At 61.4% G+C, this 23474-nt stretch carries 26 protein-coding genes; 20 read left to right on the top strand and 6 right to left on the bottom strand.

Features of this window, described 5'->3' with window-relative positions; translation table 11 throughout:
- The first annotated feature begins 51 nt into the window (after positions 1-51).
- The 4 genes from dapA (at position 52) to HNQ36_RS07375 (ending at position 2616) form a co-directional block, all read left to right on the top strand.
- Positions 52-942: a 4-hydroxy-tetrahydrodipicolinate synthase gene (dapA, locus tag HNQ36_RS07390; RefSeq protein WP_184083497.1), complete on the top strand. Its 891-nt coding sequence runs from the start codon at positions 52-54 to the stop codon at positions 940-942.
- A gap of 27 nt (positions 943-969) precedes the next feature.
- Positions 970-1383 (top strand): large conductance mechanosensitive channel protein MscL, encoded by a 414-nt coding sequence (mscL, locus tag HNQ36_RS07385; RefSeq protein ID WP_046826697.1) that lies wholly within the window; start codon positions 970-972, stop codon positions 1381-1383.
- A 122-nt stretch (positions 1384-1505) separates the two neighbouring features.
- Positions 1506-1979, top strand: a complete 474-nt coding sequence (smpB, locus tag HNQ36_RS07380) for an SsrA-binding protein SmpB (protein ID WP_046826696.1) — start codon at positions 1506-1508, stop codon at positions 1977-1979.
- A 61-nt stretch (positions 1980-2040) separates the two neighbouring features.
- Positions 2041-2616, top strand: coding sequence for a peroxiredoxin (locus tag HNQ36_RS07375; RefSeq protein ID WP_184083496.1), 576 nt, complete (start codon positions 2041-2043; stop codon positions 2614-2616).
- Positions 2617-2760: 144 nt separating this feature from the next.
- On the opposite strand, the gene HNQ36_RS07370 is transcribed toward HNQ36_RS07375, so the two are convergent.
- On the bottom strand, positions 2761-3468 hold the full coding sequence (locus HNQ36_RS07370) for a uracil-DNA glycosylase (RefSeq protein WP_184083494.1): 708 nt from the start codon (positions 3466-3468) through the stop codon (positions 2761-2763).
- On the bottom strand, positions 3449-4090 hold the full coding sequence (locus HNQ36_RS07365) for a LabA-like NYN domain-containing protein (protein ID WP_019196784.1): 642 nt from the start codon (positions 4088-4090) through the stop codon (positions 3449-3451). The genes HNQ36_RS07370 and HNQ36_RS07365 overlap by 20 nt, the downstream gene beginning before the upstream one ends.
- 344 nt (positions 4091-4434) lie before the next feature.
- Here HNQ36_RS07365 and rpoZ point away from each other — a divergent pair, with 344 nt between their 5' ends.
- The 13 genes from rpoZ (at position 4435) to HNQ36_RS07300 (ending at position 17337) form a co-directional block, all read left to right on the top strand.
- The gene (gene rpoZ / locus HNQ36_RS07360) at positions 4435-4827 is read left to right on the top strand and encodes a DNA-directed RNA polymerase subunit omega (RefSeq protein WP_006020886.1); all 393 of its coding nucleotides are present in this window, start codon (positions 4435-4437) and stop codon (positions 4825-4827) included.
- 211 nt (positions 4828-5038) lie between these two features.
- A complete protein-coding gene (locus tag HNQ36_RS07355; RefSeq protein WP_430641357.1) occupies positions 5039-7294 on the top strand; it encodes a RelA/SpoT family protein in 2256 nt (751 codons plus the stop codon).
- A 23-nt stretch (positions 7295-7317) separates the two neighbouring features.
- On the top strand, positions 7318-8085 hold the full coding sequence (locus HNQ36_RS07350) for a pyridoxine 5'-phosphate synthase (RefSeq protein WP_184083492.1): 768 nt from the start codon (positions 7318-7320) through the stop codon (positions 8083-8085).
- A gap of 163 nt (positions 8086-8248) precedes the next feature.
- The gene (gene acpS / locus HNQ36_RS07345; RefSeq protein ID WP_184083490.1) at positions 8249-8668 is read left to right on the top strand and encodes a holo-ACP synthase; all 420 of its coding nucleotides are present in this window, start codon (positions 8249-8251) and stop codon (positions 8666-8668) included.
- A gap of 207 nt (positions 8669-8875) precedes the next feature.
- On the top strand, positions 8876-9634 hold the full coding sequence (gene lepB, locus HNQ36_RS07340; protein WP_184083488.1) for a signal peptidase I: 759 nt from the start codon (positions 8876-8878) through the stop codon (positions 9632-9634).
- The gene (rnc, locus tag HNQ36_RS07335; RefSeq protein ID WP_184083486.1) at positions 9631-10434 is read left to right on the top strand and encodes a ribonuclease III; all 804 of its coding nucleotides are present in this window, start codon (positions 9631-9633) and stop codon (positions 10432-10434) included. Before lepB ends, rnc begins: the two co-directional genes overlap by 4 nt.
- Entirely contained in the window at positions 10427-11353 is a 927-nt protein-coding gene (gene era / locus HNQ36_RS07330) for a GTPase Era (RefSeq protein ID WP_184083484.1), read from the top strand. The genes rnc and era overlap by 8 nt, the downstream gene beginning before the upstream one ends.
- Positions 11350-11751, top strand: a complete 402-nt coding sequence (locus HNQ36_RS07325) for a hypothetical protein (protein WP_184083482.1) — start codon at positions 11350-11352, stop codon at positions 11749-11751. The genes era and HNQ36_RS07325 overlap by 4 nt, the downstream gene beginning before the upstream one ends.
- A 58-nt stretch (positions 11752-11809) precedes the next feature.
- Complete coding sequence (recO, locus tag HNQ36_RS07320; protein WP_184083480.1) at positions 11810-12559, top strand: DNA repair protein RecO; 750 nt, start codon at positions 11810-11812, stop codon at positions 12557-12559.
- 15 nt (positions 12560-12574) lie between these two features.
- Complete coding sequence (locus HNQ36_RS07315) at positions 12575-12904, top strand: hypothetical protein (protein WP_184083478.1); 330 nt, start codon at positions 12575-12577, stop codon at positions 12902-12904.
- 179 nt (positions 12905-13083) lie between these two features.
- Positions 13084-15336: a DNA topoisomerase IV subunit A gene (gene parC, locus HNQ36_RS07310; protein ID WP_184083476.1), complete on the top strand. Its 2253-nt coding sequence runs from the start codon at positions 13084-13086 to the stop codon at positions 15334-15336.
- A 75-nt stretch (positions 15337-15411) separates the two neighbouring features.
- On the top strand, positions 15412-15906 hold the full coding sequence (tsaA, locus tag HNQ36_RS07305) for a tRNA (N6-threonylcarbamoyladenosine(37)-N6)-methyltransferase TrmO (protein ID WP_184083474.1): 495 nt from the start codon (positions 15412-15414) through the stop codon (positions 15904-15906).
- 60 nt (positions 15907-15966) lie between these two features.
- The gene (locus HNQ36_RS07300) at positions 15967-17337 is read left to right on the top strand and encodes an Nramp family divalent metal transporter (RefSeq protein ID WP_184083472.1); all 1371 of its coding nucleotides are present in this window, start codon (positions 15967-15969) and stop codon (positions 17335-17337) included.
- Positions 17338-17343: 6 nt separating this feature from the next.
- Here the strand turns inward: HNQ36_RS07300 and HNQ36_RS07295 are convergent, their stop codons facing one another.
- Positions 17344-17742 (bottom strand): winged helix-turn-helix transcriptional regulator, encoded by a 399-nt coding sequence (locus tag HNQ36_RS07295; RefSeq protein ID WP_184083470.1) that lies wholly within the window; start codon positions 17740-17742, stop codon positions 17344-17346.
- 100 nt (positions 17743-17842) lie between these two features.
- Between HNQ36_RS07295 and HNQ36_RS07290 the strand changes: the two genes are divergently transcribed.
- Positions 17843-18472, top strand: a complete 630-nt coding sequence (locus HNQ36_RS07290) for an FMN-dependent NADH-azoreductase (RefSeq protein ID WP_184083468.1) — start codon at positions 17843-17845, stop codon at positions 18470-18472.
- Positions 18473-18641: 169 nt separating this feature from the next.
- On the opposite strand, the gene HNQ36_RS07285 is transcribed toward HNQ36_RS07290, so the two are convergent.
- The 3 genes from HNQ36_RS07285 to hemB all read right to left on the bottom strand — a co-directional run bounded on the left by HNQ36_RS07285 (position 18642) and on the right by hemB (position 21345).
- Positions 18642-19418, bottom strand: coding sequence for an arginyltransferase (locus tag HNQ36_RS07285; protein ID WP_184083466.1), 777 nt, complete (start codon positions 19416-19418; stop codon positions 18642-18644).
- A gap of 172 nt (positions 19419-19590) precedes the next feature.
- Positions 19591-20154, bottom strand: coding sequence for an RDD family protein (locus HNQ36_RS07280; RefSeq protein WP_184083464.1), 564 nt, complete (start codon positions 20152-20154; stop codon positions 19591-19593).
- 132 nt (positions 20155-20286) lie between these two features.
- Positions 20287-21345, bottom strand: coding sequence for a porphobilinogen synthase (gene hemB / locus HNQ36_RS07275; RefSeq protein ID WP_046826680.1), 1059 nt, complete (start codon positions 21343-21345; stop codon positions 20287-20289).
- Between the two features lie 120 nt (positions 21346-21465).
- Here hemB and HNQ36_RS07270 point away from each other — a divergent pair, with 120 nt between their 5' ends.
- Positions 21466-21972, top strand: coding sequence for a DUF6163 family protein (locus HNQ36_RS07270; RefSeq protein WP_184083462.1), 507 nt, complete (start codon positions 21466-21468; stop codon positions 21970-21972).
- Between the two features lie 297 nt (positions 21973-22269).
- Positions 22270-22782, top strand: coding sequence for a transcriptional regulator LdtR (ldtR, locus tag HNQ36_RS07265; protein WP_184083460.1), 513 nt, complete (start codon positions 22270-22272; stop codon positions 22780-22782).
- The last annotated feature ends 692 nt before the right edge of the window (positions 22783-23474 follow it).

Genomic DNA, 23474 nt, shown 5'->3' with positions numbered 1-23474 from the left:
CGGTATCAATCAATCATAAATCGCAGCATGCGACGCGTTCGGAGACTGACAATGGCAACCAAGACGAATTTCAGGGGGTCCCTTACCGCCTTGGTGACGCCGTTCAAAAACGGAGCGCTGGACGAGGCCGGTCTGCGTGAGCTCGTGAATTGGCAGATCGAGCAGGGTTCGCATGGCCTCGTTCCGGTCGGCACCACCGGCGAAAGCCCGACACTCAGCCATGAAGAGCACAACAAGGTCACTGAGTGGTGCGTCGAGGAGGCGAAGGGCCGTGTTCCGGTCATCGCCGGTGCGGGCTCAAACTCCACGCGCGAAGCTGTCGCTCTGGCGAAGCATGCCGAGAAGGCAGGCGCTGATGCCGTGCTTGTGGTGACGCCTTACTACAACAAGCCCACGCAGGAAGGGATGTATCATCACTTCAAGGCGGTGAACGATGCGATCGGTATTCCGATCATCATCTACAACATCCCGCCGCGCTCGGTGGTCGATCTCTCCGTCGAGACCATGACGCGGTTGTTCGAGTTGAAGAACATCGCCGGCGTGAAGGATGCCACCGCCAATCTCGCCCGCGTTTCGCAACAGCGCCACGCGATGGGGCCGGACTTCATCCAGCTCTCGGGCGAGGACATGACCGCGCTCGCCTATATGGCGGCGGGCGGGCACGGCTGCATTTCGGTCGTCGCCAACGTGGCGCCGAAGCCCTGCGCGGAATTGATGTCCGCCGTGATGAAGGGCGACTATGCGGCCGCGCTCAAGATTCAGGATCGGCTGACGCCGTTGCACGACGCCATCTTCAAGGAGCCGGGCCTTGCAGGCGCCAAGCATGGCCTCAAGCTGCTGGGTCGCGTGCAAGAGGAAGTGCGTCTGCCGCTGATGACGGTGACGCCGCCGACCGGCAAGATTATTCGCGACGCGATGGTGTACGCCGGGTTGCTCAACTGACGACGCAGCAGAAAAGGGAAATTGCCGATGCTTGAGGAGTTCAAGAAATTTGCCTTGAAAGGCAACGTCGTCGATCTCGCGGTCGGCGTCATCATCGGCGCGGCGTTCGGGGGGATCGTCACCTCGATGGTCGGCGACCTCATCATGCCGATCATCGGCGCGATCACCGGCGGACTGGATTTCTCGAACTACTTCACCGGCCTTTCCAAGTCGGTCACGGCCACCAACCTCGTCGATGCCAAGAAGCAGGGCGCGGTGCTGGCATGGGGCAACTTCCTCACCCTGACGCTGAATTTCCTGATCGTGGCGTTTGTGCTGTTCCTTGTGATCCGCCTGATGAACCGCCTGAAGGCGAAGCAGGAAGCGGCTCCCGAACCGGCGGCCATGAGCAAGGACCAGCAACTGCTCACTGAAATCCGTGATCTTCTGAAGTCGAAGTAAATCACTATATACCAACCAGACATTCTGACGGCGCAAAGTCTTCCCGCGCCGTCAGGCAGCACTGAAGGATTGCGTGTTCACGCGAGCCGAATTTTTCGCGTGGATATGCACCGAGGCACCTGATGGCCGAGAAGAAAGAACCCACGATCAAGGTCATCGCCGAGAACCGCAAGGCGCGGTTCAACTATGCCATCGAGGATACCGTCGAGGCAGGCATCGTGCTGACCGGCACCGAGGTCAAGTCGTCACGCAGCGGCAAGACAACAATTGCCGAGTCCTACGCGGACTCCAAGGATGGGGAAATATGGCTCGTTAACGCCAATATTCCTGAATACCTGCAAGCCAACCGCTTCAATCATGAACCAAAGCGGGACCGCAAGCTGCTGCTGCACAAGAAGCAGATCAACAAGCTAATCGGCGCGATCGAGCGCGAGGGGATGACGCTCATTCCGCTCAAGATGTATTTCAACGAGCGCGGCAAGGTGAAGCTTCAACTGGCTCTGGCAAAGGGCAAGAAGCTGCACGACAAGCGTGATACCGAGAAGAAGCGGGACTGGGCGCGCGAGAAGGGCCGCCTGCTGAGGGCGCGAGGATAACGCCGAAAGTGCGAAGCGGTTTTCGGGCAACGTCATCCTCTAGGATATGAAGGATAGCGCGATGAACCAGCCGAACCTGATGGATGTGGACTGGAGCAAGATCCCGGCGCCGATCGATGACGGCGCGGCGAAGCATCTGGTCGGCATGGAAATGCCGCCTGTCGTGCTGCCGGCGACCGATGGGTCATCGATCAAGCTCGCGTCGCTGCCGGGCCGGGTGGTGCTGTTCGCCTATCCGCGCACCGGTGAGCCCGGCAAGATCGGGCTTGTCGACGACTGGGACATGATCCCCGGCGCACGGGGTTGTACGCCGCAGACCTGTTCTTTCCGCGATCTGTTCAAGGATCTGATGGATGCGGGCGCGCAGCATGTGTTTGGGATTTCGACGCAGGACACAGCTTATCAGCGCGACATGGTCGAGCGGCTGCATGTGCCGTTTCAGGTTTTGTCTGACGGCGATCTTGCGTTGACGCGCGCACTCCGGCTGCCGTCGATGGATGTTGCGGGATTGACGCTGATCAAGCGGCTCGCGCTGATCATCGATGATGCGACGATCACCCACGTATTCTATCCGGTGTTTCCGCCGGACCGGAACGCAGGCGACGTGCTGGCCTGGCTGCAGGCCAACCCGGTTTAACGCAGCTAGATTCTCGTCATCCTGAGGTGCGAGCCGTCTTCGGCGAGCCTCGAAGGATGAGATTGCATGCGGTCATCCTTCGAGGCGCGCAAGAAAGAGCGCGCACCTCAGGATGACGAAGCCATCGCTCGGTTGCGAACGACCTTAGCTGAGATGTTTCCGTACGCCGATGAACACCGCCCTGAACATCTCGGGCGTCAGGCGGCGGGTGTTCGTGTTGTAGCGCGAGCAGTGATAGCTATCGAACAGCCGGATCGATCCTGCCTGATGCTCCGCGCCATGGGCGAACGGCGCATCGGGCGCGCGGATGCCGAGCGTCTTCAACGTTGAATCGTGTGCGACGCGGCCCAGCATCACGATTGCGCGGAGGCGCGGCATCTCGTCGATCGCGGCTTTCATGAACGGGCGGCAGGTGCTGATTTCAGCGGGCAGGGGTTTGTTCTGTGGCGGAACGCAGCGCACCGCATTGCCGATGCGACAATCAACCAGCGTCAGGCCATCGTCGGGCCGCGCCTCGTATGACCCGCGCGCAAAGCCGAGTTCGATAAGCGTCCCGTAGAGAAGATCTCCGGCGAAATCGCCGGTAAAGGGCCGCCCCGTGCGATTGGCGCCCTGAAGACCCGGCGCGAGGCCGACGATCAGAAGCTGCGCGTCGGTCGGCCCGAACGAGGGAACGGGTGAGTTGAACCAATGCGTATGCTGCGCGCGATTGGCGTCGCGATAATCTTTCAGGCGGGGGCAGAGAGGACAATCCGGACGTGGTTCGTTCGACTGCCCTGAAACAGAAGAGGAAGGGCCGGCACTGCTGCGCCGGCTCTCCTTGGTTTTCTGCTCAATCGTCGAATTCGTCATCGCCCCTTGGCGCCATTGAGCTGGTCGTCGTTCGCTGCAGGAATTGCGGCGTGTGCTGACGAGGTTCGCGGGGTTCGCGAGGAGCAGGGCGCTCGCTCGGATCGCGGCCAAGCTTGGATTGTAGCTGGACCAGATCCGTAAAGACATCCGCCTGGCGGCGCAATTCGTCAGCGATCATCGGCGGCTGGCTCGAGATGGTGGAAACCACCGTGACGCGGACGCCGCGGCGCTGTACGGCCTCGACCAGCGAACGGAAATCGCCGTCACCCGAGAACAGCACCATCTGGTCGATGTTTTCGGCCAGCTCCATGGCGTCGACAGCGAGTTCGATGTCCATGTTGCCCTTCACCTTGCGGCGTCCGGACGCGTCGATGAATTCCTTCGTCGCCTTGGTCACGACGGTATAGCCGTTGTAATCGAGCCAATCGATCAGCGGCCGAATTGATGAGTATTCCTGATCTTCGATGATGGCGGTGTAGTAGAACGCCCGGACCAGAGTGCCACGGCTCTGAAATTCAAGAAGCAGCCTTTTATAATCAATGTCGAAACCAAGCGTCTTCGCTGTTGCGTATAGGTTTGCACCGTCAATAAACAGCGCGATCTTGTTCGTGGCAGAAGGCATCAGTTTTTTCTCGCATCGTTGTTATCGTATATATTCTTGGCGCGTATCCATCACCGCGCATTCCCATTCAATTTCAGTTGTTATTCGCCAGAGAGTTTAGAGAAGATAAAGGTCAGAAATATTGTTTGCGGTGGTGGCGCCGCACCGCGAAGCATTTCTGATGAAGCAATGAAGCGAATTCTTGTCCATGGGACTAATTGACCCTCAGCCATGCTTCCGCAGGGGTCATCCGAAACGGCCATTTTACGTGCCTTTTCGAAATTGATGCTTGCGGAAAGGCCCGGGTCGCTATACCTAGCGCGCATAGCGACATATTTTCTGACCCAGACCCGGAGCGACAGCCGATGGCGCGCGTCACTGTTGAAGATTGTATCGATAAGGTCGACAACCGCTTCGACCTCGTACTGCTGGCCGCGCACCGTGCGCGGATGATTTCTTCAGGGTCGCCCCTGACCATCGACCGCGATAATGACAAGAATCCAGTCGTTTCGCTACGCGAAATTGCTGACACGACCATTTCTCCAGAGGATTTGCGCGAGGAACTCGTTCATTCCCTGCAGAAATTCGTCGAAGTCGATGAGCCGGAACCCGATACGGTACCTCTGATCGGCTCCGCAGGAGCCTCCGTGGACGCCGACGACACCGAAGTTGCCGTCGAGCGCATGACGGAAGAAGAGCTTCTGAAGGGCCTGGAAGGCCTTGCTCCGCCCGAGGAGCAACCCGAGGAAGACGAATAAGCCCGTCTTTCGGACTGACTTTCCGGCGCTCGAACGCCGTTTTTCTCAAAGGCCCGGGCGGATCGTCCGGGCCTTTGCATTTATTGACATTTTTAGCGTCTTCCTTGCGATTACCGACGAACCGGCGATATTGTGAATGACGGTTCCTTTTTCGGAATCGGCAGTCGAGGCGAGCAAGCGGATGGCGATCGGGCGGCAAAACCAGCCCCAAATGCAGGCGGCGACCGAAGCGGTCGCGGCGGTTCCGTCTGTGTCCCCAGCGGCGGCTGTACCGGCCAAGAAGCCGGTCCGGACCAAAATGATGCGCCAATACGACCTGGTGGACCGGGTCCGGGCCTACAATCCGAACACCGACGAGGACTTGCTCAACAGAGCTTACGTCTACGCCATGATGGCCCACGGGGAGCAGAAGCGCGCCTCTGGCGACCCGTATTTTTCCCACCCGCTCGAGGTTGCGGCGATCCTCACCGACCTGAAGCTGGATGACGCGACCATTGTCGCTGCGCTGCTTCACGACACGATCGAGGATACCGAATCGACCCGCTCCGAGATCGACCAGATGTTTGGTCAGGAGATCGGCGCGCTGGTGGAGGGGCTGACCAAGCTGAAGCGGCTCGAGCTGGTCTCGCGCGAAGCCAAGCAGGCCGAAAATCTGCGCAAGCTGCTGCTCGCGATCGCCGACGACGTGCGCGTTCTGCTCGTCAAGCTCGCCGACCGGCTGCACAACATGCGGACGCTGGAATTCGTGCCGCCGGCCTCGCGACACCGGATCGCGGAAGAGACGCTCGATATCTATGCGCCGCTCGCGGGCCGCATGGGTATGCAGGAAATGCGCGAAGAGCTCGAGGACCTGTCGTTCAAGGTGATCGATCCCGATGCGCATGCTGTGGTTGTGCAGCGGCTGGATGCGCTTGAAGCACGCGACCGCAACATGATCGGTGAGATCGAAGCGCAACTGTCCGCCAAGCTCACCAAGAACGGCGTCAACGCGCACGTGAGAGGCCGGCGGAAGCAGCCATTCTCGATCTGGGTGAAGATGGAGCGCAAATCCGTTGGCTTCGAGCAGTTGTCCGACATTTTCGGATTTCGCATCGTCGTCAACAGCATTGCGGAGGTCTATCGGACTGTCGGCATCGTGCATACGACCTGGCCGGTGGTGCCTGGACGGTTCAAGGACTACATCTCGACGCCGAAGCAGAACGATTACCGCTCGATCCACACCACGGTGATCGGCCCCGGAAAGCAGCGTGTCGAACTGCAGATTCGCACCGAGGAAATGGATCGCGTCAACGAATACGGCATCGCCGCGCATGCCTTCTACAAGGACGGCGTCGGCTCGCCCACCGAGCGGCTCGAGCGCGAATCCAATGCGTTCGCGTGGCTGCGGCACACGGTTGAAGTTCTTTCGGAAAGCGCCAATCCGGAGGAATTCCTCGAACACACCAAGATGGAACTGTTCCACGATCAGGTGTTCTGCTTCACGCCGAAGGGCAAGCTGATCGCGCTGCCGCGCCATGCCAACGTGATCGACTTCGCCTATGCCGTGCATACCGACGTCGGCAACAGCGCGGTCGGCTGTAAGATCAACGGCAAGTTCGCGCCACTGTCATCCGAATTGCAGAACGGCGACGAGGTCGAGGTGCTGACCTCACAGGCGCAGTCGGCCCCGCCGACGGCGTGGGAGTCCCTTGCGGTCACCGGCAAGGCGCGAGCCGCGATCCGCCGCGCCACCCGCACGGCCGTTCGCGATCAGTATGCAGGACTTGGGCGGCGAATTGTCGAGCGCTTGTTCATGCGCGCGAAGATCGTCTATGCCGACGACAAGTTGAAGGGTGCGTTGCCGCGGCTGGCGCGCTCCTCCATCGATGACGTCATGGCGGCAGTCGGGCGCGGTGAGATGAAGGCATCGGACGTCGCACGTGCGATGTACCCGGACTACAAGGAAGAAGCGCGGCTCAGCGGCAAAAAGAGCGGCGCTGCAAAGCCGAAGCCTGTGGGCGACGCCAAGGCGTCGAGCGCGATACCGATCCGCGGCATCAACAGCGATCTGCCGGTGAAGTTCGCACCGAACGGCGGCGCCGTGCCGGGCGACCGTATCGTCGGCATTGTCACGCCGGGCGAGGGGATCACGATCTATCCGATCCAGTCCCCGGCGCTGAAGGATTTCGAGGAGGAACCCGAACGCTGGCTCGATGTCCGCTGGGATACCGACGAAGCCGCGCCGCGGCGTTTTCCGGCACGCCTGCATGTGCAGAACGTGAACGAACCGGGCAGCCTCGCCCAGGTGGCGTCGGTGATCGCCGAACATGACGGCAATATCGACAACATCAGCATGAGCCGCCGCTCACCGGATTTCACAGAGCTCACCATCGATCTTGAGGTCTATGACCTGAAGCATTTGAACGGTATCATCGCTCAGCTTCGCGCCAAGGCGGTTGTCGCCAGCGTCGATCGCATCAACGGCTAATCTCATCGTTCTTTGGATTGTCCATGCCAGCTATTCCGCCGCTGCGTCTCGGGGTTAATGTCGATCACGTTGCGACCTTGCGCAACGCGCGTGGAGGCCGTGCACCGGACCCGGTGCGTGCAGCGCTGCTAGCCATCGAAGCGGGTGCCGACGGCATCACCGCGCATCTGCGCGAAGACCGCCGTCATATTCGCGACGACGACATGGCGCGGCTGAAAGCCGAAATCTCCAAGCCGCTGAACTTCGAGATGGCCGCAACCGCCGAGATGCTGCAAATCGCACTCGCGACCAAGCCGCATGCGGTCTGCCTCGTGCCGGAGCGGCGCACTGAGGTCACCACCGAGGGCGGGCTGGATGTCGTCGGGCAACGCGACGCACTCGGTCCCTTCATTGCGCGCCTGGGTGACGCCGGAATCCGCGTCTCGCTGTTTATCGCCGCCGATCCGGCCCAGATCGAGATGGCGGCAAAACTGAAATCGCCGGTGATCGAGATTCACGTCGGCGCGTGGTGCGATGCTGTGGTCGAGGGACAAAAGCAAAAGGCCGAGGCTGAATGGCAGCGCATTGTCGCCGGCGCGAAGCTTGCGCAGTCCGCCGGGCTTGAAGTTCATGCCGGACACGGTCTCGATTACGTGACGGCGGAAACCATCTCGGCGCTGCCGCAGATCGTCGAACTCAACATCGGGCATTTCATGATGGGCGAGGCGATGTTCGTCGGTCTGGCGCAGACCATTCGCGACATGCGCGCGGCGATGGATCGTGGCCGGAAATCGCTTCGGGGTCATCGCTAGTGTGGCAGTTCGCAAGTCCGCGCTGTCATTGTCGCATGCTTCGACGCGGACTTGCGAACCAAAGCCACACTCGAATCTTATTTTCTAGTGTCCTTTCGAATCCGAAGTTCGCTAAGGAAGGTGCCGCAAAATGAGGCGAACTTCGGATTCAGGACACTAGGCCATGATCATCGGCATCGGGTCGGACATTATCGACATCACTCGGATCGAAAAGGTGATCGGGCGCCACGGCGACCGGTTTATCGATCGAATTTTCACCGAGGCGGAGCGGGCCAAGGCCGAACGCCGCTCCAAGATGCCCAAATTGATCTGGGCAACGTACGCCAAGCGATTCGCAGCCAAGGAAGCCTGCTCGAAGGCGCTCGGCACTGGCATCCGGCGCGGGGTGTGGTGGCGGGACATGGGCGTGGTCAACATGCCGGGCGGCCGCCCGACCATGAAACTGACCGGCGGCGCGCTGGCGCGGCTGGAATCCCTGATCCCGCCGGGCCATGAGGCGCGGATTGACCTCACCATTACTGATGACTGGCCGTTGGCCCAGGCGTTCGTCATCATTTCGGCCGTTCCGGCGGCGAAAGCCTGATCGGCGCTAAAACCCGGTTCCCGACCGCCTGAAAATCTAAAATTCACTGAACTGTCAGACAATTAGCAAGTTTTCATGAGCCCGTTGATTGCACCCCTTGCGACAACGGTCTAAAACCCGCGCGGGTGATTTGGGCGGCGTCTTCGCCTCTGGTGGGCATCAAAGGTCCAGTTCCGAGGCATGAAAAATCAGGATTCGAAAGAGCAGATGAGCGTGACAGCACCGGCCAAATCCGAAGGCGGCGTCGGCGAGACCGTCCGCGTCGTCATTCACGCGCTCATCATCGCGCTGGTGATCCGCACCTTCCTGTTTCAGCCCTTCAACATTCCGTCCGGATCGATGAAGGCGACGCTGCTGGTCGGCGACTATCTGTTCGTTTCGAAATACTCTTACGGCTACAGCCACTATTCGATCCCGCTGTCGCCCCGGCTGTTCACCGGCCGCATTTTCGGCTCCGATCCTGATCGCGGCGACATCGTCGTGTTCCGTTTGCCGAAGGACGACACCACCGACTACATCAAGCGCGTCATCGGGCTCCCCGGCGACCGCGTCCAGATGAAGGAGGGGCTGCTCTACATCAATGACAAGCCGGTGCAGCGCGAACGGCTGCCGGATTTCGTCGGCGAGGACCCTTGCGGCTCTGACGCAACGGCGCGGGTCAAGCAGTGGAAGGAAACGCTGCCGAACGGCGTGAGCTACAAGTCGCTCGATTGCGTCGATAACGGCTTCTACGACAACACCAACGTCTACACCGTGCCGCCCGGCCACTTCTTCATGATGGGCGACAACCGCGACAACTCCACCGACAGCCGTGTCCTGTCGGCGGTGGGTTATGTGCCGTCCGAAAATCTGATCGGCCGCGCGCAGATGATCTTCTTCTCCATTGCCGAAGGCGAACAGGCCTGGCAGTTCTGGCGCTGGCCGGTTTCGGTGCGCTGGAATCGCATTTTCTCCATTGTGCGATGAGCGGCGAACCCGCAATCGTCAAAACTCCCGAAACGACTGACGACGCCGCGACCGCTGGTGTCGCAGAGGTCAAGCCTGCCAAGAAGACTCGCCGCCCGAGTGCGAAGGCGGCGGCCAAGGTCGTCGAGCAGCGCATCGGCCACATCTTCGCTGATCCCGCGCTGCTGGCGACGGCGTTCACCCACGTCTCGGCGCTGAAGTCCGCGCGCCGTGCCGACAGCTATCAGCGGCTGGAATTTCTCGGCGATCACGTGCTCGGCCTCATTGTTTCGGATATGCTCTATCGGGCGTTTCCGAAGGCCGACGAGGGCGAATTGTCGAAGCGTCTCGCCGACCTGGTGCGCCGTGAAGCCTGCGCCGATGTCGCCAAGTCGCTCGGGCTGGACGAGGCCATCAAACTCGGGTCGGTGGGCGCGGGCGCCGGAGCGCGGTTGCGCAATTCGGTGCTGGGCGACATCTGCGAAGCGGTGATCGGCGCGGTGTTTCTCGACGGCGGTTACGCGGCGGCGTCCCAATTCGTGGAACGCAACTGGACCGAGCGGATGCGCAAGCCGGTGCGTCCGCTGCGCGATCCGAAAACGATCTTGCAGGAATGGGCGCAAGGCAAGGGATTGCCGACGCCGGTTTATCGCGAGGTCCAGCGTACCGGGCCGCATCATGATCCGCAGTTTCGCGTGGCGGTCGAGTTGCCGGGACTAACCCCGGCGGAAGGTGTCGGCGGCAGCAAGCGCGCCGCCGAAAAGCTCGCAGCGACAGCGCTGCTGAAGCGGGAAGGCGTAACGGGCGGCAACGATGCCTGACGAACTGCAAGATAATTCAACCCGCGAGACTCGCTGCGGCTTCGTCGCGCTGATCGGTGCGCCGAACGTCGGCAAGTCGACGCTGGTCAATGCGCTGGTCGGCTCGAAGGTCACCATCGTCTCGAAGAAGGTGCAGACTACGCGCGCGCTGATCCGCGGCATCGTGATCGAGGACAATGCACAGATCATTCTGGTCGACACGCCGGGTATCTTCACGCCCAAACGGCGGCTCGACCGCGCCATGGTGTCCACCGCGTGGAGCGGGGCGCACGACGCTGACCTCGTCTGCGTGCTGCTCGACGCCCGCGCCGGCATCGACGAGGAAGCCGACGCCATCTTCACGAAGCTCGCGTCCGTCAATCACCCGAAGATTCTGGTGCTGAACAAGATCGATCTTGTTCCGCGCGAGAAGCTGCTGACGCTCGCGATGAAAGCCAATGAGCGGCTAACCTTCGATCAGACGTTCATGATTTCCGCGATGTCCGGCGACGGCGTTGACGACCTGCGCCGTGCACTGGCGAAGGACGTGCCCGCAGGGCCTTTCCATTATCCAGAAGATCAGATGTCGGACGCGCCGCTGCGGCATCTCGCGGCTGAAATCACGCGCGAGAAAATCTACCGCCACCTGCATCAGGAACTGCCGTATCAGTCCACGGTCGAAACCGACTCATGGACCGACCGCAAGGACAAGTCGGTGCGGATCGAGCAGACGATCTATGTGGAGCGCGATAGCCAGCGCAAGATCGTGCTCGGCAAGGGCGGGGCGACGATCAAGGCCATCGGCGCGGATTCGCGCAAGGAGATCGCGGAGATTGTCGGCCAACCGGTGCATCTGTTCCTGTTTGTGAAGGTCAGGGATGGCTGGGGCGACGATCCGGAGCGTTACCGCGAGATGGGTCTGGAGTTTCCCAAGGAATGATCAACGATCCCGGCGCCAGCGTTCCCAAAAACATCTTCTACTTCCAGGTGCTGTTGTATCTGTCGCTGCTCATCGACGTGCTCTCCGCTGCGTTTCTGGATCGCATCCCGGATGACGTCACCGAGTCGACGAAGCTGGCAGTCAATTTCATCGCAGTCATGATGACGCTGGGATTTGTGCAACTCGTCTGGCTCGCCGCGCACCGGCGCAAGAAATGGGCGCGGACGGTCCTGCTTGTGGCGCTGATGCTGTCTGTCGCCTCCATCGTCACCACGGTGGGTGAAGCCGGCATGCAGTTCAGCACCTTCGTGGACGTGATCTCGACGGCATTGACGGCTTTCGGCCTGTATTTCTCTTTCACCGGCGATGCCCGGGACTGGTTCCGGCAACCTGTGTGACCTCACTTTCCCGGCCGATGTCGCTGCGAACGTGCGCAGAATCCTGTAAGCTCCGGCCATGGAATGGACCGACGAGGGTATTGTCCTGGGCGTGCGGCGGCATGGCGAATCCAGCGCCATAGTCGAACTGCTGACGCGCAGCCATGGTCGCCATCTCGGGCTGGTGCGCGGTGGTTCCGGCTCGCGAATGCGTCCGCTGCTGCAGCCCGGAAATACCGTGAGTGCGGTCTGGCGCGCCCGTCTCGACGAGCACCTCGGATACTACACTCTTGAAGGCGTGCGGCTGCGCGCCGCGACGATGTTCGGATCCTCGCATGCGGTCTACGGCGTGACGCATCTGGGGTCGCTGGTGCGGCTACTGCCCGAGCGCGATCCGCACGAAGACATCTATGAGATGCTGGAATCCATTCTCGACGATTTCGATGACGTCGCCACGGCCGGCGTGCAACTGGTGAGGTTCGAACTCGCGATGCTGACCGAACTTGGCTTCGGCCTCGATTTGTCATCCTGCGCGGCGAGCGGAGCGATGAACGACCTGATTTACGTCTCGCCGAAATCGGGTGCCGCGGTTTCGCGGCAGGCGGGCGAGCCGTGGCGCGATCGGCTGCTACGGTTGCCGCCATTCCTGCGCGAGAGCGACGACGGGACCAACGGCTGGTCCGGGCAGGACATCGAGGACGGGTTTCGGCTGACCGGGCTGTTCCTGCTGCGCAATGTGCTGGAGCCGCGCGGGCAGGGTCATTCGGATGCGCGGGACGGCTTTATCGCAGCGGTGATACGGCCACGGGCGAGGGCCGTCGCCGAATAGAAAGCAGGCCGGACATTGTCCGGCCTGCTCCTTGAATCATTACCGATGATGGTGATGATGAGGGCGGTGGTGCCGGTGATGGTGCCGATGATGGTGCCGATGATGGTGATGATGGCGCCGGTGGTAATGCGGGCGTACGTCGCGGCAGGACTTGACCCAGCGGTGGCCGACCCTTCGTGTGGTGCAGACAAGGCGGACTTCTTCGGTCTGCTGCGTGACGCCAGCCAGCGGGGCAGGGAGGCTCATGGCCTCGGCGCGGCTGCCGCCCAACGACACGGCCCCGGTCAACGCGGCCAGTGCCGCAACTGCGATAATGAATCGACGCATTCTTTTTTCCTTCCTTGAAGCCCTCCGGCACTTTGCCGTCGGGCACTGTACCCGGCCTGGGCCGGTGTTATGGACCGCTGGGCGATCTATAAACGCCCACGGGCAGAACGCAGCAATGTGGCAGAAGAATTACGAACGGCGAGTGACCGTCTAATTCATCTATTGTTCATCGCGCGCAGCGGAGTTAACCCCTTTCCATGGGTAAAAGACTGATTCCACCGGAGCCGATGGAGATTCAGGAGGTCGCACTCCGCGAGGCGCTCGAGGAGCGCTATCTCGCCTATGCGCTCTCGACCATCATGCACCGCGCGCTGCCGGATGCGCGCGACGGCTTGAAGCCGGTTCACCGCCGCATCCTGTACGGTATGCGGTTGCTGCGGCTCGACCCCGGTACGCCGTTCAAGAAATCCGCCAAAATCGTCGGCGACGTGATGGGCTCGTTCCATCCGCACGGCGACCAGTCGATCTACGACGCGCTGGTGCGCCTCGCGCAGGATTTCTCCTCGCGCTATCCGCTGGTGGACGGCCAAGGCAACTTCGGCAATATCGACGGCGATAACCCGGCGGCCTACCGATATACCGAAGCGCGCATGACGGAAGTCGGGCGGCTTCTGCTGGAAGGCATCGACGAGGACGCGGTCGAATTCCGCGCCAACTACGACGGGCAGTCGAAAGAGCCGATCGTTCTCCCCGGTGCGTTTCCGAATTTGTTGGCGAATGGCTCTCAGGGCATCGCTGTCGGCATGGCGACCTCGATCCCGCCGCACAACGCGGCGGAGCTCTGCGACGCGGCGCTGCATCTGATCGACAAGCCCGCCACCAAGTCGCGCGGCCTGCTGAAATATGTGAAGGGTCCGGACTTTCCGACCGGCGGCATTGTGGTGGATTCCCACGAGAGCATAGCCGAGGCCTATGCGACAGGGCGTGGTTCGTTTCGCGTCCGCGCGAAGTGGGCCCAGGAAGAGGGCGCGCGCGGCACCTGGAATATCGTCATCACGGAAATTCCGTGGCTGGTGCAGAAGTCGCGGCTGATCGAGCGCATCGCTGAACTTCTCAACGAGAAGAAACTGCTGCTGGTCGGCGACGTTCGCGACGAGTCGGCGGAAGACGTGCGAATCGTCATCGAGCCGAAGTCGCGCAACGTCGATCCAGAAGTACTGATGGAAACGCTGTTCAAGCAGACCGAGCTTGAAAGCAAGATTTCGCTGAACCTCAACGTGCTGGTGAAAGGCCGGGTGCCGAAGGTGCTCGGTCTCGCCGAGTGCCTGCGCGAATGGCTCGACCACCTGCGCGACGTGCTGGTGCGGCGGGCGAACTATCGCAAGAACCAGATCGAGCATCGCCTCGAGGTGCTCGGCGGTTACCTGATCGCCTACCTGAACCTCGACAAGGTGATCAAGATCATCCGCACCGAGGATGAGCCGAAGCCGGTGCTGATCAAGACCTTCAAGCTGACCGACCTTCAGGCTGACTCCATTCTCAACATGCGCCTGCGCAACCTGCGCAAGCTCGAGGAAATGGAGATCCGCGGCGAGGACAAGGCACTGCGGGCCGAACTGAAGGACCTCAAGGCCCTTGTTGCGTCGGAAGACGAGCAGTGGAAGAAGGTCGGCGAACAGGTGAAGAAGGTGCGCGACACCTTCGGTCCCAAGACGCCGCTCGGCAAGCGGCGCACGCAATTCGCCGACGCGCCCGAGCATGATCTCGCCGCGATCGAGGAAGCGCTGATCGAGCGCGAGCCGATCACAGTCGTTGTCTCCGACAAGGGCTGGGTGCGTACGATGAAGGGGCATGTCGAGGATCTGTCGAACCTTGCCTTCAAGACCGATGACAGCATGGGCTTCTCGTTCTTCGCCGAGAGCACGTCCAAGCTGACGTTGTTTGCGACCAACGGCCGCTTCTATACGCTCGACGCGCAGAAGCTGCCGGGTGGGCGTGGTCATGGCGATCCGATCCGCATGACCATCGACATGGAAGGCGATGCCAACATCGTGTCGATGTTTGTGCAAAAGAGCGGCCGGAAATTCCTCGTGGCCAGCAGCGACGGGCAGGGCTTTGTCGTCAACGAGGACGATTGCATCGCCAACACCCGCAAGGGCAAGCAGGTTCTGAATGTCACCGCGCCCAACGAGGCGGTGGCGCTCACGACCGTAAGCGGTGACACCGTCGCGGTGATCGGCACCAACCACAAAATGGTGATCTTCCCGCTGGAGCAGGTGCCGGAGATGGCGCGGGGACGCGGCGTGCGCTTGCAGAAGTACAGCGGCGGCAAGCTGTCGGATGTGATGACGTTCACCGCGAAGGACGGCATGACCTGGAAGGATTCGGCGGGCCGCGATCAGGGTTCGACGTGGAAAGAACTCGCCGACTGGCGCGGCAACCGCGCGGACGCCGGCCGTCTGGCGCATGGTTTCCCGAAGTCGAACAAGTTCGGCAAGGTGATCGAGTAAAGCGCTGCCGCTGTTGCGGATGCTTTCGATAGCGATACATTCCTCGCGAAAGTTCTTGGTGCGAGGTCTACGTAAATGGTCCGCTACAATGAAATCCGCGACGGCGAAGTCGCCGTCGATCCGCCGGCGCCGACCGATGCCGGCCTCGTTTTCATTGGCCGCATCCACACGCCATGGACCGACAGGCTGATGACGCCGCGACAGGGCCGTCACGATGGCCCCATTTGCAGGATCGAGATATTCGAGCCGTGGGTGCCGGCGCTGAAAGGACTCGACCGGTTCACGCAGGTCGAGGTGATCTACTGGCTGCACGAGTCGCGCCGCGATCTCGTTCTGCAAAGTCCGGCGAGCGATACCAACACGCACGGAACGTTCGCCTTGAGGTCGCCGGTGCGGCCCAATCCGCTCGGCACTTCCGTCGCCAAACTCGTCGGCATCGAAGGCAACACCGTTCTGGTGCGCGGGCTCGATTGCCTCGACGGCACGCCGCTGGTCGATCTCAAGCCGGACCGCTGCCAGTTCACACCGATTGCGCCGCCGCAGCCGGGAGATTTCGAGACGGGCGCGTAGGCGGGCAACTGCTGTTGCAACTCACTTGCAACTAGCTGCAAAGCCGTGCATATTGGCGATATGGACGCACGTTCTCCGTCATTGCCGCCTGACCAGGCCGCTGCCCTGCCTGTTCCGGGCGGGTGGCGGAAGCCGCGCGGCGAGCCTTCGCTCACCGGAATGTTCGCCTCCGTCCGGGTAGCCAAGACCGGCTCGTTCTGGCGCAAGCTCGCAGCCTTCATGGGGCCGGGCTATCTGGTCGCCACGGGCTACATGGACCCGGGCAACTGGGCGACGTCGCTCGCTGGCGGTTCCAAGTTCGGTTACGCGCTGCTCGCGGTTGCGCTGATTTCCAACATCATGGCGATCATCCTGCAGGCGCTGTGCGCACGGCTCGGCGTCGGATCGGGCCGGGACCTTGCCCAAGCCTGCCGCGATGCGTTCCCGAAAGCCTTGGCATGGCCGCTATGGCTGCTGGCCGAAATTGCAATCGCGGCGACGGATCTCGCGGAAATCATCGGCACCGCCATCGGGCTCAATCTGCTGTTCGGTATTCCGCTCGAGATCGGTGTCATCGTTACGGCTCTGGATGTGTTTCTCATTCTCGCGCTGCAGGCGATCGGCTTCCGATGGATCGAAGCCTTCATCGTCGGCATGCTCGGAATCATTTCCGCATGCTTCGCAATTCAGATCGCGATGGCCGATCCGAACTGGGGCGAAGTGATCCGGGGCTTCGCGCCGACAACGCAGATTGTCGCCAACCGCGACATGTTGTATCTCGCGCTCGGCATCCTCGGCGCGACGGTGATGCCGCACAATCTGTATCTGCACTCGGGCCTGGTGCAGACGCGCGCCTACGGCGACAGCGTTCCGGAGAAGAAGGAAGCGATCAAGCTTGCGACCATCGACTCCACGATCGCGCTGTGCCTTGCGCTGCTGATCAATGCATCGATCCTCATTCTTGCGGCATCGACCTTCTACAAGGCAGGCAAGACCGATGTCGCCGAACTGGAGCAGGTGCACTCGTTTCTGGCGCCGCTGCTGGGATCGACACTGGCGCCGACGCTGTTTGCTATCGCGCTGTTGTGCTGCGGCCTGAGTTCGACGGTGACGGCAACGCTGTCGGGCCAGATCGTGATGGAAGGCTTCATCAACATCCGCCTCGCGCCGTGGCTGCGGCGGCTGACCACGCGCATGGTGGCGATCATTCCGGCGGCGCTAGTGACGCTGTGGTACGGCGAAAAGGGAACCGCGCAGCTTCTGATCTTCAGTCAGGTGATCTTGAGTTTGCAGTTGCCCTTCGCGATCATCCCACTGGTGATGTTCACGGCGAGCAAGGCGAAGATGGGCGAATTCGTAGCACCCCGCTGGCTGACCGCCGCCGCCGCGCTGATCGCCGCTGTCGTCGTGACGCTCAACGTGAAGCTGCTGATCGACTTCGCACTGGGCTGATCGCGGTTACTGGCCGCCGGTCTTTTTATCGAAGCGTTCGCGCGCGGTCTGGATCTTCGCCAGATGTGCGAATGCCCATGAGCCGAGGTGCTGCACCGGTTCCTTGAGTGAGTGGCCCAGCTCTGTGAGTTCGTAATCCACACGCGGAGGAATGGTCGGAAAGATCGTTCGCGTGACGAGGCCGTCGCGCTCCAATCCTCTGAGCGTCAGCGTCAGCATCCGCTGCGAGATGCCACCCACCATGCGCTTGATCTCATTGAAGCGGCGCGGGCCGTCGCTGAGCAGCATGATGATCAGCACGCTCCATTTGTCGCCGATGCGCGACAGGATGGACCCCACCGCGAGGCAATTGCCTGGCAGATGATGGTCGGGCGGGGCGGTTACATCGGTGTGCTCGGGTGTCACGGCTGTGCTCGGGTTCAGAAAATGTGCCTTCTTGTGCGTTTATCAAAGGTCACCATTAGTGTCCAGGTATCAATCTGATACTAGAGCTAAAGGGGAACCTATGAAACTGCTCCATATCGACGCCAGCATCCTCGGCGGCAATTCCGTCTCCCGGCAACTCTCGGCTGCGGCCGTCGAGCGCCTGCGCAAAACCACGCCCGATCTGGATGTCACCTATCGCGACATCAGCGCGACGCCGTTCTCGCATCTGAGCGGGGAACATCTCGCGGCGGCCCATGGCGCGACGCCAGAAACGCCGGCCGTGCGCGACGACATCGCAGCCAGCGCCGCCGCGCTGGATGAATTCCTTGCCGCCGACATCGTTGTCATCGGGGCGCCGATGTACAACTTCACCATTCCGAGCCAGCTCAAGGCCTGGATCGATCGCATCCTCGTCGCAGGAAAGACCTTCAAGTACTCGGAGAAGGGCGTTGAGGGGCTCGCTGGCAACAAGCGCGTGATCGTCGCCATTTCGCGCGGCGGCTTCTACGGCGCAAGTACGCCGGCCGCGGCGGGCGAGCATCTGGAAACCTATCTGCGCTGGGTGTTCGGTTTCATCGGCATCACCAATCCCGAGATCATTGCGGCCGACGGAATCCAGATCGGTCCCGAGCAGCGTGAGAAGGCTGTTGCGGGTGCGTTGCGCGCCGCGCATGCATTGCAGGGTGCTACCGGTCAACGGGCGGCGTAAAGCGGCACCGCCTGAGCAACTGTGCCGTCATCCAGAGGTGCGAGCCGCGCTTACGGCGAGCCTCGAAGGATGACGGTTAGCAACCGCCGCCGTCGTCATCCTTCGAGGCTCGCAAGAGCTCGCGCCTCAGGATGACGGCGGCGCTGGTTTGCAGTTGAAGGAGAGCAAGCTAGTCCTGCGGCTCAGGCGCCATCGAGCCGGTGGCTTCGACGCGCAGCCAGCCGCTGGGCGCCAGCCGCTGCTGCGGCAGGAAGCGGGCCTTGTAGTCCATCTTGCGCGAACCATCGATCCAGTAGCCGAGATAGACGTAAGGCAGGCCGAGCCGCCGCGCGCGGGCGATGTGGTCGAGGATCATGAACGTTCCCATCGAGCGGCCTTCCTCGCCGGGCTCGAAGAACGAGTACACCATCGACAACCCGTCGCTGAGAATGTCGGTGAGCGCCACCGCGATCAGGTCGCCACCCTTGCCGGTAACGCCGCTGTCAGCGGTGCGGCGGCGATATTCGATGATGCGGGTCGAGACGTGGCTGTCTTCGACCATCATCGCGTAGTCGAGCACGGTCATGTCCGCCATGCCGCCGTCGCGGTGGCGGGCATCGAGATAGGCGCGGAAAACCGAGTACTGTTCGGAGGTCGGCACCGCCGTGCGCAACTCGCTGACGATGTCAGCGTTGCGCGCCTGGATCTTGCGGAAATTGCGCGAGGGGCGGAATTCGTTAGCGATGACGCGCACCGACACGCAGGCGCGGCACTGATCGCAGGCAGGACGGTAGGCGATCGACTGGCTGCGGCGGAAGCCGCCATGGGTGAGGAGGTCGTTCAGTTCACCGGCCTTGTCGCCGACCAGATGCGTGAAGACTTTGCGCTCCTGCTTGCCCTCCAAGTAGGGGCAGGGTGAGGGCGCCGTCAGATAGAATTGCGGCGTATTGCGCGAGTGTTGCGTCACGGGGTGCCGTGTGTCTCCGGTCTGCGCGATTCCTTTTACAGCATCGCGCCGCGGGGGGCAGGGGTCAACGAGTTTGAACGCGCCGTCGCGAGAATGATCCGGGTTTCTCGCAGCAAATGACACCGAACCCGGACAGACCACACGGATGTGATCTACCCGGGCTGGAATTCGTCTAAACGCGCGTGGTCTGGACCGCCGATGCCTGGACGCTGCTGTTGATGAACACCGTGCCAAGCACGATGTCATGCAGCAGCCGACGGCGGCCATTGAACAAGCCGACCAGCAGGACCAGCGGGGTCAGGAACGAGACTGACACCCAGTAGAGCACCGCGTGAACCGCGCCGAGGATGAAGTAGGGCCGCTCGCCAGTCCATGTCCGCATCTCGATGTCCATCATGCGCATGCCCACGGTGGCGCCGTTCGGCCCGCCAAGCGACATGCCGTAATAGAGCAGCGCCCAGATCACCGAGAACGGCGAGATCAGCCAGAACAGGAACCAGCCCAGCCCCAGCGTGACGATGCCGAACAGGGTGACGAAGATGACCGCGAGGATGATCGGGATCGACAGGATCACGAGGTCGATCAGAAACGCGAAGAACCGCTTGGTCAGCACGCCGCGAAACAACTCGGGCTGCAACCACGGATCATAGGCCTGCTGCGCGCTCGCGCTGGCCGATGGATTGTTGCGCCAGGTCGCACCTGATGTCGCGTCGCCAGTGTTTCTCGTGTTAGACATTGAAACCCTCCTCGCCGGTCCTGAAAGTTCCACTGGACCGCTTGCTGCGCACATGGCCCCGCCGAATTACGTGCGCAAGATGGCTTAGGCTCACATGGAGAAAAAGTTATCCCGCTGGTCGCGGAACCGCTGTCAGCGTCCAGCCTTGAGCTTCTCCGCCGCGGCCGGCGCAAAATAGGTCAGCACGCCGTCGGCGCCGGCGCGCTTGAATGCGACAAGGCTTTCCATCATCGCGCGCTCGCCGTCGATCCAGCCGTTATTGGCTGCGCCCGCGATCATCGCGTACTCGCCAGACACCTGATAGGCGAAGGTCGGCATCGCGAAGGTGTCCTTCACACGCCGCACGATATCGAGATAGGGCATGCCGGGCTTGACCATCACCATGTCCGCGCCTTCGGCGATGTCGAGTTCGACCTCGCGCAGCGCTTCGTCGGAATTCGCCGAATCCATTTGATAGGTGCGCTTGTCGCCGGTCAGCGTTTTCGCCGAGCCGATAGCGTCGCGGAACGGGCCGTAGAATGCTGAAGCATATTTCGCGGCATACGCCATGATCTGCACATCGCCGAAGCCTGCATTGTCGAGGCCGTTGCGGATCGCTCCGACGCGGCCGTCCATCATGTCGCTTGGGGCGATGATGTCGCAGCCGGCCTCGGCCTGCACCAGCGCCTGACGGACGAGGATTGCGACCGTCTCGTCATTCAGGATTCGGCCGTCCTGCAACAGCCCGTCATGGCCGTGGCTGGTGAACGGATCGAGCGCCACGTCGCACAGCACGCCGAGATCAGGAAATTCCTTCTTGATCGCGCGCACCGACTGGCAAACCAGATTGTTGGCGTTCAGGGCCTCGGACCCGGTCTCGTCGCGCAGCGAAGGCTCCGTGTAGGGAAACAGTGCGATGCAGGGAATGTCGAGCTTCATGGCGCGCTCGGCGTCGCGGACGCACTGATCCACGCTGAGGCGATCGACGCCGGGCATCGAGGCAATCGGCGCGCGCAGGTTGTTGCCGTCGACAACGAACAGCGGCCAGATCAGATCGTCGGTGGTGAGCACGTTCTCGCGCACCAGCCGCCGCGCCCATTCGGACTTGCGGTTGCGGCGCATGCGGGTGGTCAGATCGAGGGAAGGGGCGGCGGTGGCCGCGTCCCGCGGACCATCCCGCAATTCAATCGGACGCCCAAACTTGATCGCCATCTTGATACCACTCCCGCAAATAGATGTCGCCAGATGTAGCATCTGCCGGGGCTCCCGTCACGGCACGGAGGCGTCATCGGGCGGATTGATTTTAGGTTTGTAAAGGATCAAACAGGCGCCATGAACAAGGACACCCGGCAATCGATGGCCGCCCGCATGGGCCGAGGGACCAGAGGCGCGAACGACGACGTTCCGCGCGATCAGGTCAATCTGGTCACGGCGATGACGTCGCCGGACGCGGAGACGGGCGAAAGCACATGGACCACACGGCTCGTGCTGTTCCTGCGCGTGATGGCCGTGCTGTCGATGATCAAGGGACTCTATCACTGGGCGCAGATCACCGGCTTCATCGGCGGCGATGAGAGCGCGTTCGAGGCGCAGACCACGCAGTGGCAAACCGCCACTGTCTATTTCGCGGTGATCGAACTGGTCGCGGCGGTGGGGTTGTGGCTTGCAACCCCATGGGGCGCGGTCGTGTGGCTCACGACGATCGTCTCAACCGCCGTGATCGAGCTGATGTTTCCCACGATCTACGGTGGCAACCTTTTCGCGGTTCTCGTCTCGCTGATCCTGCTCGCGGCCTATCTCGTCCTGGCGTGGTTTTCGGCGCGGGAGAGGCCGCCATAGCGCATCGCGGCACGGTACTCGCCTTGATGTTTTACGAAGTCTTTCAAATTTGAACGAACGTGTGCTGGAATGCGACAGCGCTTGTGACGAAGCGTGAACATCGGGCTGTTTGGGTGAATCAAAACTAACAAAAAGCCCTTATTTTATCGATGTAACATACGATTCACCGTTTCAAATAAACCATCTCTTTATGCTGTTATTTAAGCTGATCTTCAAACGCCTCCCTTAGTTTGCACCTATCAGGCGAGACAAAAGTTTCGTCGAATAAGTCGTAAAAACGACAACAGGGGAAGTGTCATGATCAAAGCCGCCGCTACGGCAGTTGAACCTGCTCGCGACAACGCCGCTGCACCCGTGCAGCCGCTCTATCTCGAAGCTCTTACGCTGGTCGAACGTCTGCATCGCCGTCTGCTCGACGTCATCAAGGACGAATTCGATCGCCGCGGTCGCAACGACATCAATTCAGTGCAGGCTTTGCTGCTCTACAACATCGGCGACAAGGAATTGACCGCCGGCGAGCTGCGCACGCGCGGCTACTACCTCGGCTCCAACGTCTCGTACAATCTGAAGAAGCTTGTCGAGATGGGCTTCCTCGATCATCAGCGCTCGCGCGTTGATCGCCGCTCGGTTAGGATTCGTCTGACCGCGCAGGGCCAGGAAATCCGCCACATCGTCGACGCGCTGTATCAGAAGCACGTCAAGACGGTGGAGCAGGTGGGTGGCATCTCGAACGCAGAGTTCGCGACGCTGAACAAGTCGCTGCATCGCCTCGAGCGCTTCTGGACCGACCAGATCCTGTATCGGCTCTGAGCCTTTTACAAATTCGGGTTAGCCGGCTGATGCAAAAAGATCGGCGGCCCATCGTTCTTCCTTGCAGTTTTATGCCGGTGCCCTCCGGCTGTTACCGAAGTGCGCGAAAGATGCACGCGGAAGAATTCCGCACGAGCTTCCCCTGGTGTGGGATATGCGACTTAAGAGCGCGATCAATAAAAGATCGCGCTCTTAAACTATTTTAAGGGCGCATGATCTTTGCGCCGAACCGCTCACACTTCGGCGGATCATGCGCTGCGCCTTCGGGCGCCTTTTCGCGTTTTGGTTTCGAGAATCGACTCGTAAACGAGTCCTGAATCCTCCCCCGCCAAAGTCAAAAATATCGTCCGAGACTCTTGCGCGGACTCTTTCCATCATCCTCAAATCATGAGGCCGATTCTCAAATTCGCCGGCGACCGGCTGCAGGTCGCACTGATGCTCGTGCTGCTGGCCGCGTGCTCGCTGAACGTGATGTTCCTTTACGCGCGGCTGTAGGCGCGCGCGTCGCCCGTTTGGGCGGTCTCCCTCCAAATACCGGCTCGGCGGCCGCCTTCGGTGCGAATTATGTTGCCCAACCCGGGCAGTTCCGGACCCGGAATGTGGGCAAAAAGGCCAGCAGCGGGGCTCGAGCCGGGGGCAGGCGCAGCTAAAACCGCGCCTGCGGAGCGGCCTGGCGGCCTGGCGGCGTGCCG

Origin of the sequence: Afipia massiliensis (genome assembly GCF_014203115.1) — a bacterium.
In the GTDB taxonomy this organism is placed as follows: Bacteria; Pseudomonadota; Alphaproteobacteria; order Rhizobiales; family Xanthobacteraceae; genus Afipia; species Afipia massiliensis.
This window is presented reverse-complemented; position numbering and strand designations above follow the sequence as displayed.

What these genes read in the sequence shown, in the direction of transcription:
- HNQ36_RS07370 (WP_184083494.1), bottom strand. Translation starts at nt 3,468, where the DNA reads ATGACGAATTCGACGATTGAGCAGAAAACCAAGGAGAGCCGGCGCAGC.
- rnc (WP_184083486.1), top strand. Translation starts at nt 9,631, where the DNA reads ATGAGCGGCGAACCCGCAATCGTCAAAACTCCCGAAACGACTGACGAC.
- HNQ36_RS07290 (WP_184083468.1), top strand. Translation starts at nt 17,843, where the DNA reads ATGAAACTGCTCCATATCGACGCCAGCATCCTCGGCGGCAATTCCGTC.
- hemB (WP_046826680.1), bottom strand. Translation starts at nt 21,345, where the DNA reads ATGGCGATCAAGTTTGGGCGTCCGATTGAATTGCGGGATGGTCCGCGG.
- HNQ36_RS07270 (WP_184083462.1), top strand. Translation starts at nt 21,466, where the DNA reads ATGAACAAGGACACCCGGCAATCGATGGCCGCCCGCATGGGCCGAGGG.
- smpB (WP_046826696.1), top strand. Translation starts at nt 1,506, where the DNA reads ATGGCCGAGAAGAAAGAACCCACGATCAAGGTCATCGCCGAGAACCGC.
- ldtR (WP_184083460.1), top strand. Translation starts at nt 22,270, where the DNA reads ATGATCAAAGCCGCCGCTACGGCAGTTGAACCTGCTCGCGACAACGCC.
- recO (WP_184083480.1), top strand. Translation starts at nt 11,810, where the DNA reads ATGGAATGGACCGACGAGGGTATTGTCCTGGGCGTGCGGCGGCATGGC.
- parC (WP_184083476.1), top strand. Translation starts at nt 13,084, where the DNA reads ATGGGTAAAAGACTGATTCCACCGGAGCCGATGGAGATTCAGGAGGTC.
- rpoZ (WP_006020886.1), top strand. Translation starts at nt 4,435, where the DNA reads ATGGCGCGCGTCACTGTTGAAGATTGTATCGATAAGGTCGACAACCGC.
- tsaA (WP_184083474.1), top strand. Translation starts at nt 15,412, where the DNA reads ATGGTCCGCTACAATGAAATCCGCGACGGCGAAGTCGCCGTCGATCCG.
- HNQ36_RS07375 (WP_184083496.1), top strand. Translation starts at nt 2,041, where the DNA reads ATGAACCAGCCGAACCTGATGGATGTGGACTGGAGCAAGATCCCGGCG.
- dapA (WP_184083497.1), top strand. Translation starts at nt 52, where the DNA reads ATGGCAACCAAGACGAATTTCAGGGGGTCCCTTACCGCCTTGGTGACG.
- mscL (WP_046826697.1), top strand. Translation starts at nt 970, where the DNA reads ATGCTTGAGGAGTTCAAGAAATTTGCCTTGAAAGGCAACGTCGTCGAT.
- HNQ36_RS07280 (WP_184083464.1), bottom strand. Translation starts at nt 20,154, where the DNA reads ATGTCTAACACGAGAAACACTGGCGACGCGACATCAGGTGCGACCTGG.
- HNQ36_RS07355 (WP_430641357.1), top strand. Translation starts at nt 5,039, where the DNA reads ATGCAGGCGGCGACCGAAGCGGTCGCGGCGGTTCCGTCTGTGTCCCCA.
- HNQ36_RS07365 (WP_019196784.1), bottom strand. Translation starts at nt 4,090, where the DNA reads ATGCCTTCTGCCACGAACAAGATCGCGCTGTTTATTGACGGTGCAAAC.
- era (WP_184083484.1), top strand. Translation starts at nt 10,427, where the DNA reads ATGCCTGACGAACTGCAAGATAATTCAACCCGCGAGACTCGCTGCGGC.
- acpS (WP_184083490.1), top strand. Translation starts at nt 8,249, where the DNA reads ATGATCATCGGCATCGGGTCGGACATTATCGACATCACTCGGATCGAA.
- HNQ36_RS07325 (WP_184083482.1), top strand. Translation starts at nt 11,350, where the DNA reads ATGATCAACGATCCCGGCGCCAGCGTTCCCAAAAACATCTTCTACTTC.
- HNQ36_RS07350 (WP_184083492.1), top strand. Translation starts at nt 7,318, where the DNA reads ATGCCAGCTATTCCGCCGCTGCGTCTCGGGGTTAATGTCGATCACGTT.
- lepB (WP_184083488.1), top strand. Translation starts at nt 8,876, where the DNA reads ATGAGCGTGACAGCACCGGCCAAATCCGAAGGCGGCGTCGGCGAGACC.
- HNQ36_RS07300 (WP_184083472.1), top strand. Translation starts at nt 15,967, where the DNA reads ATGGACGCACGTTCTCCGTCATTGCCGCCTGACCAGGCCGCTGCCCTG.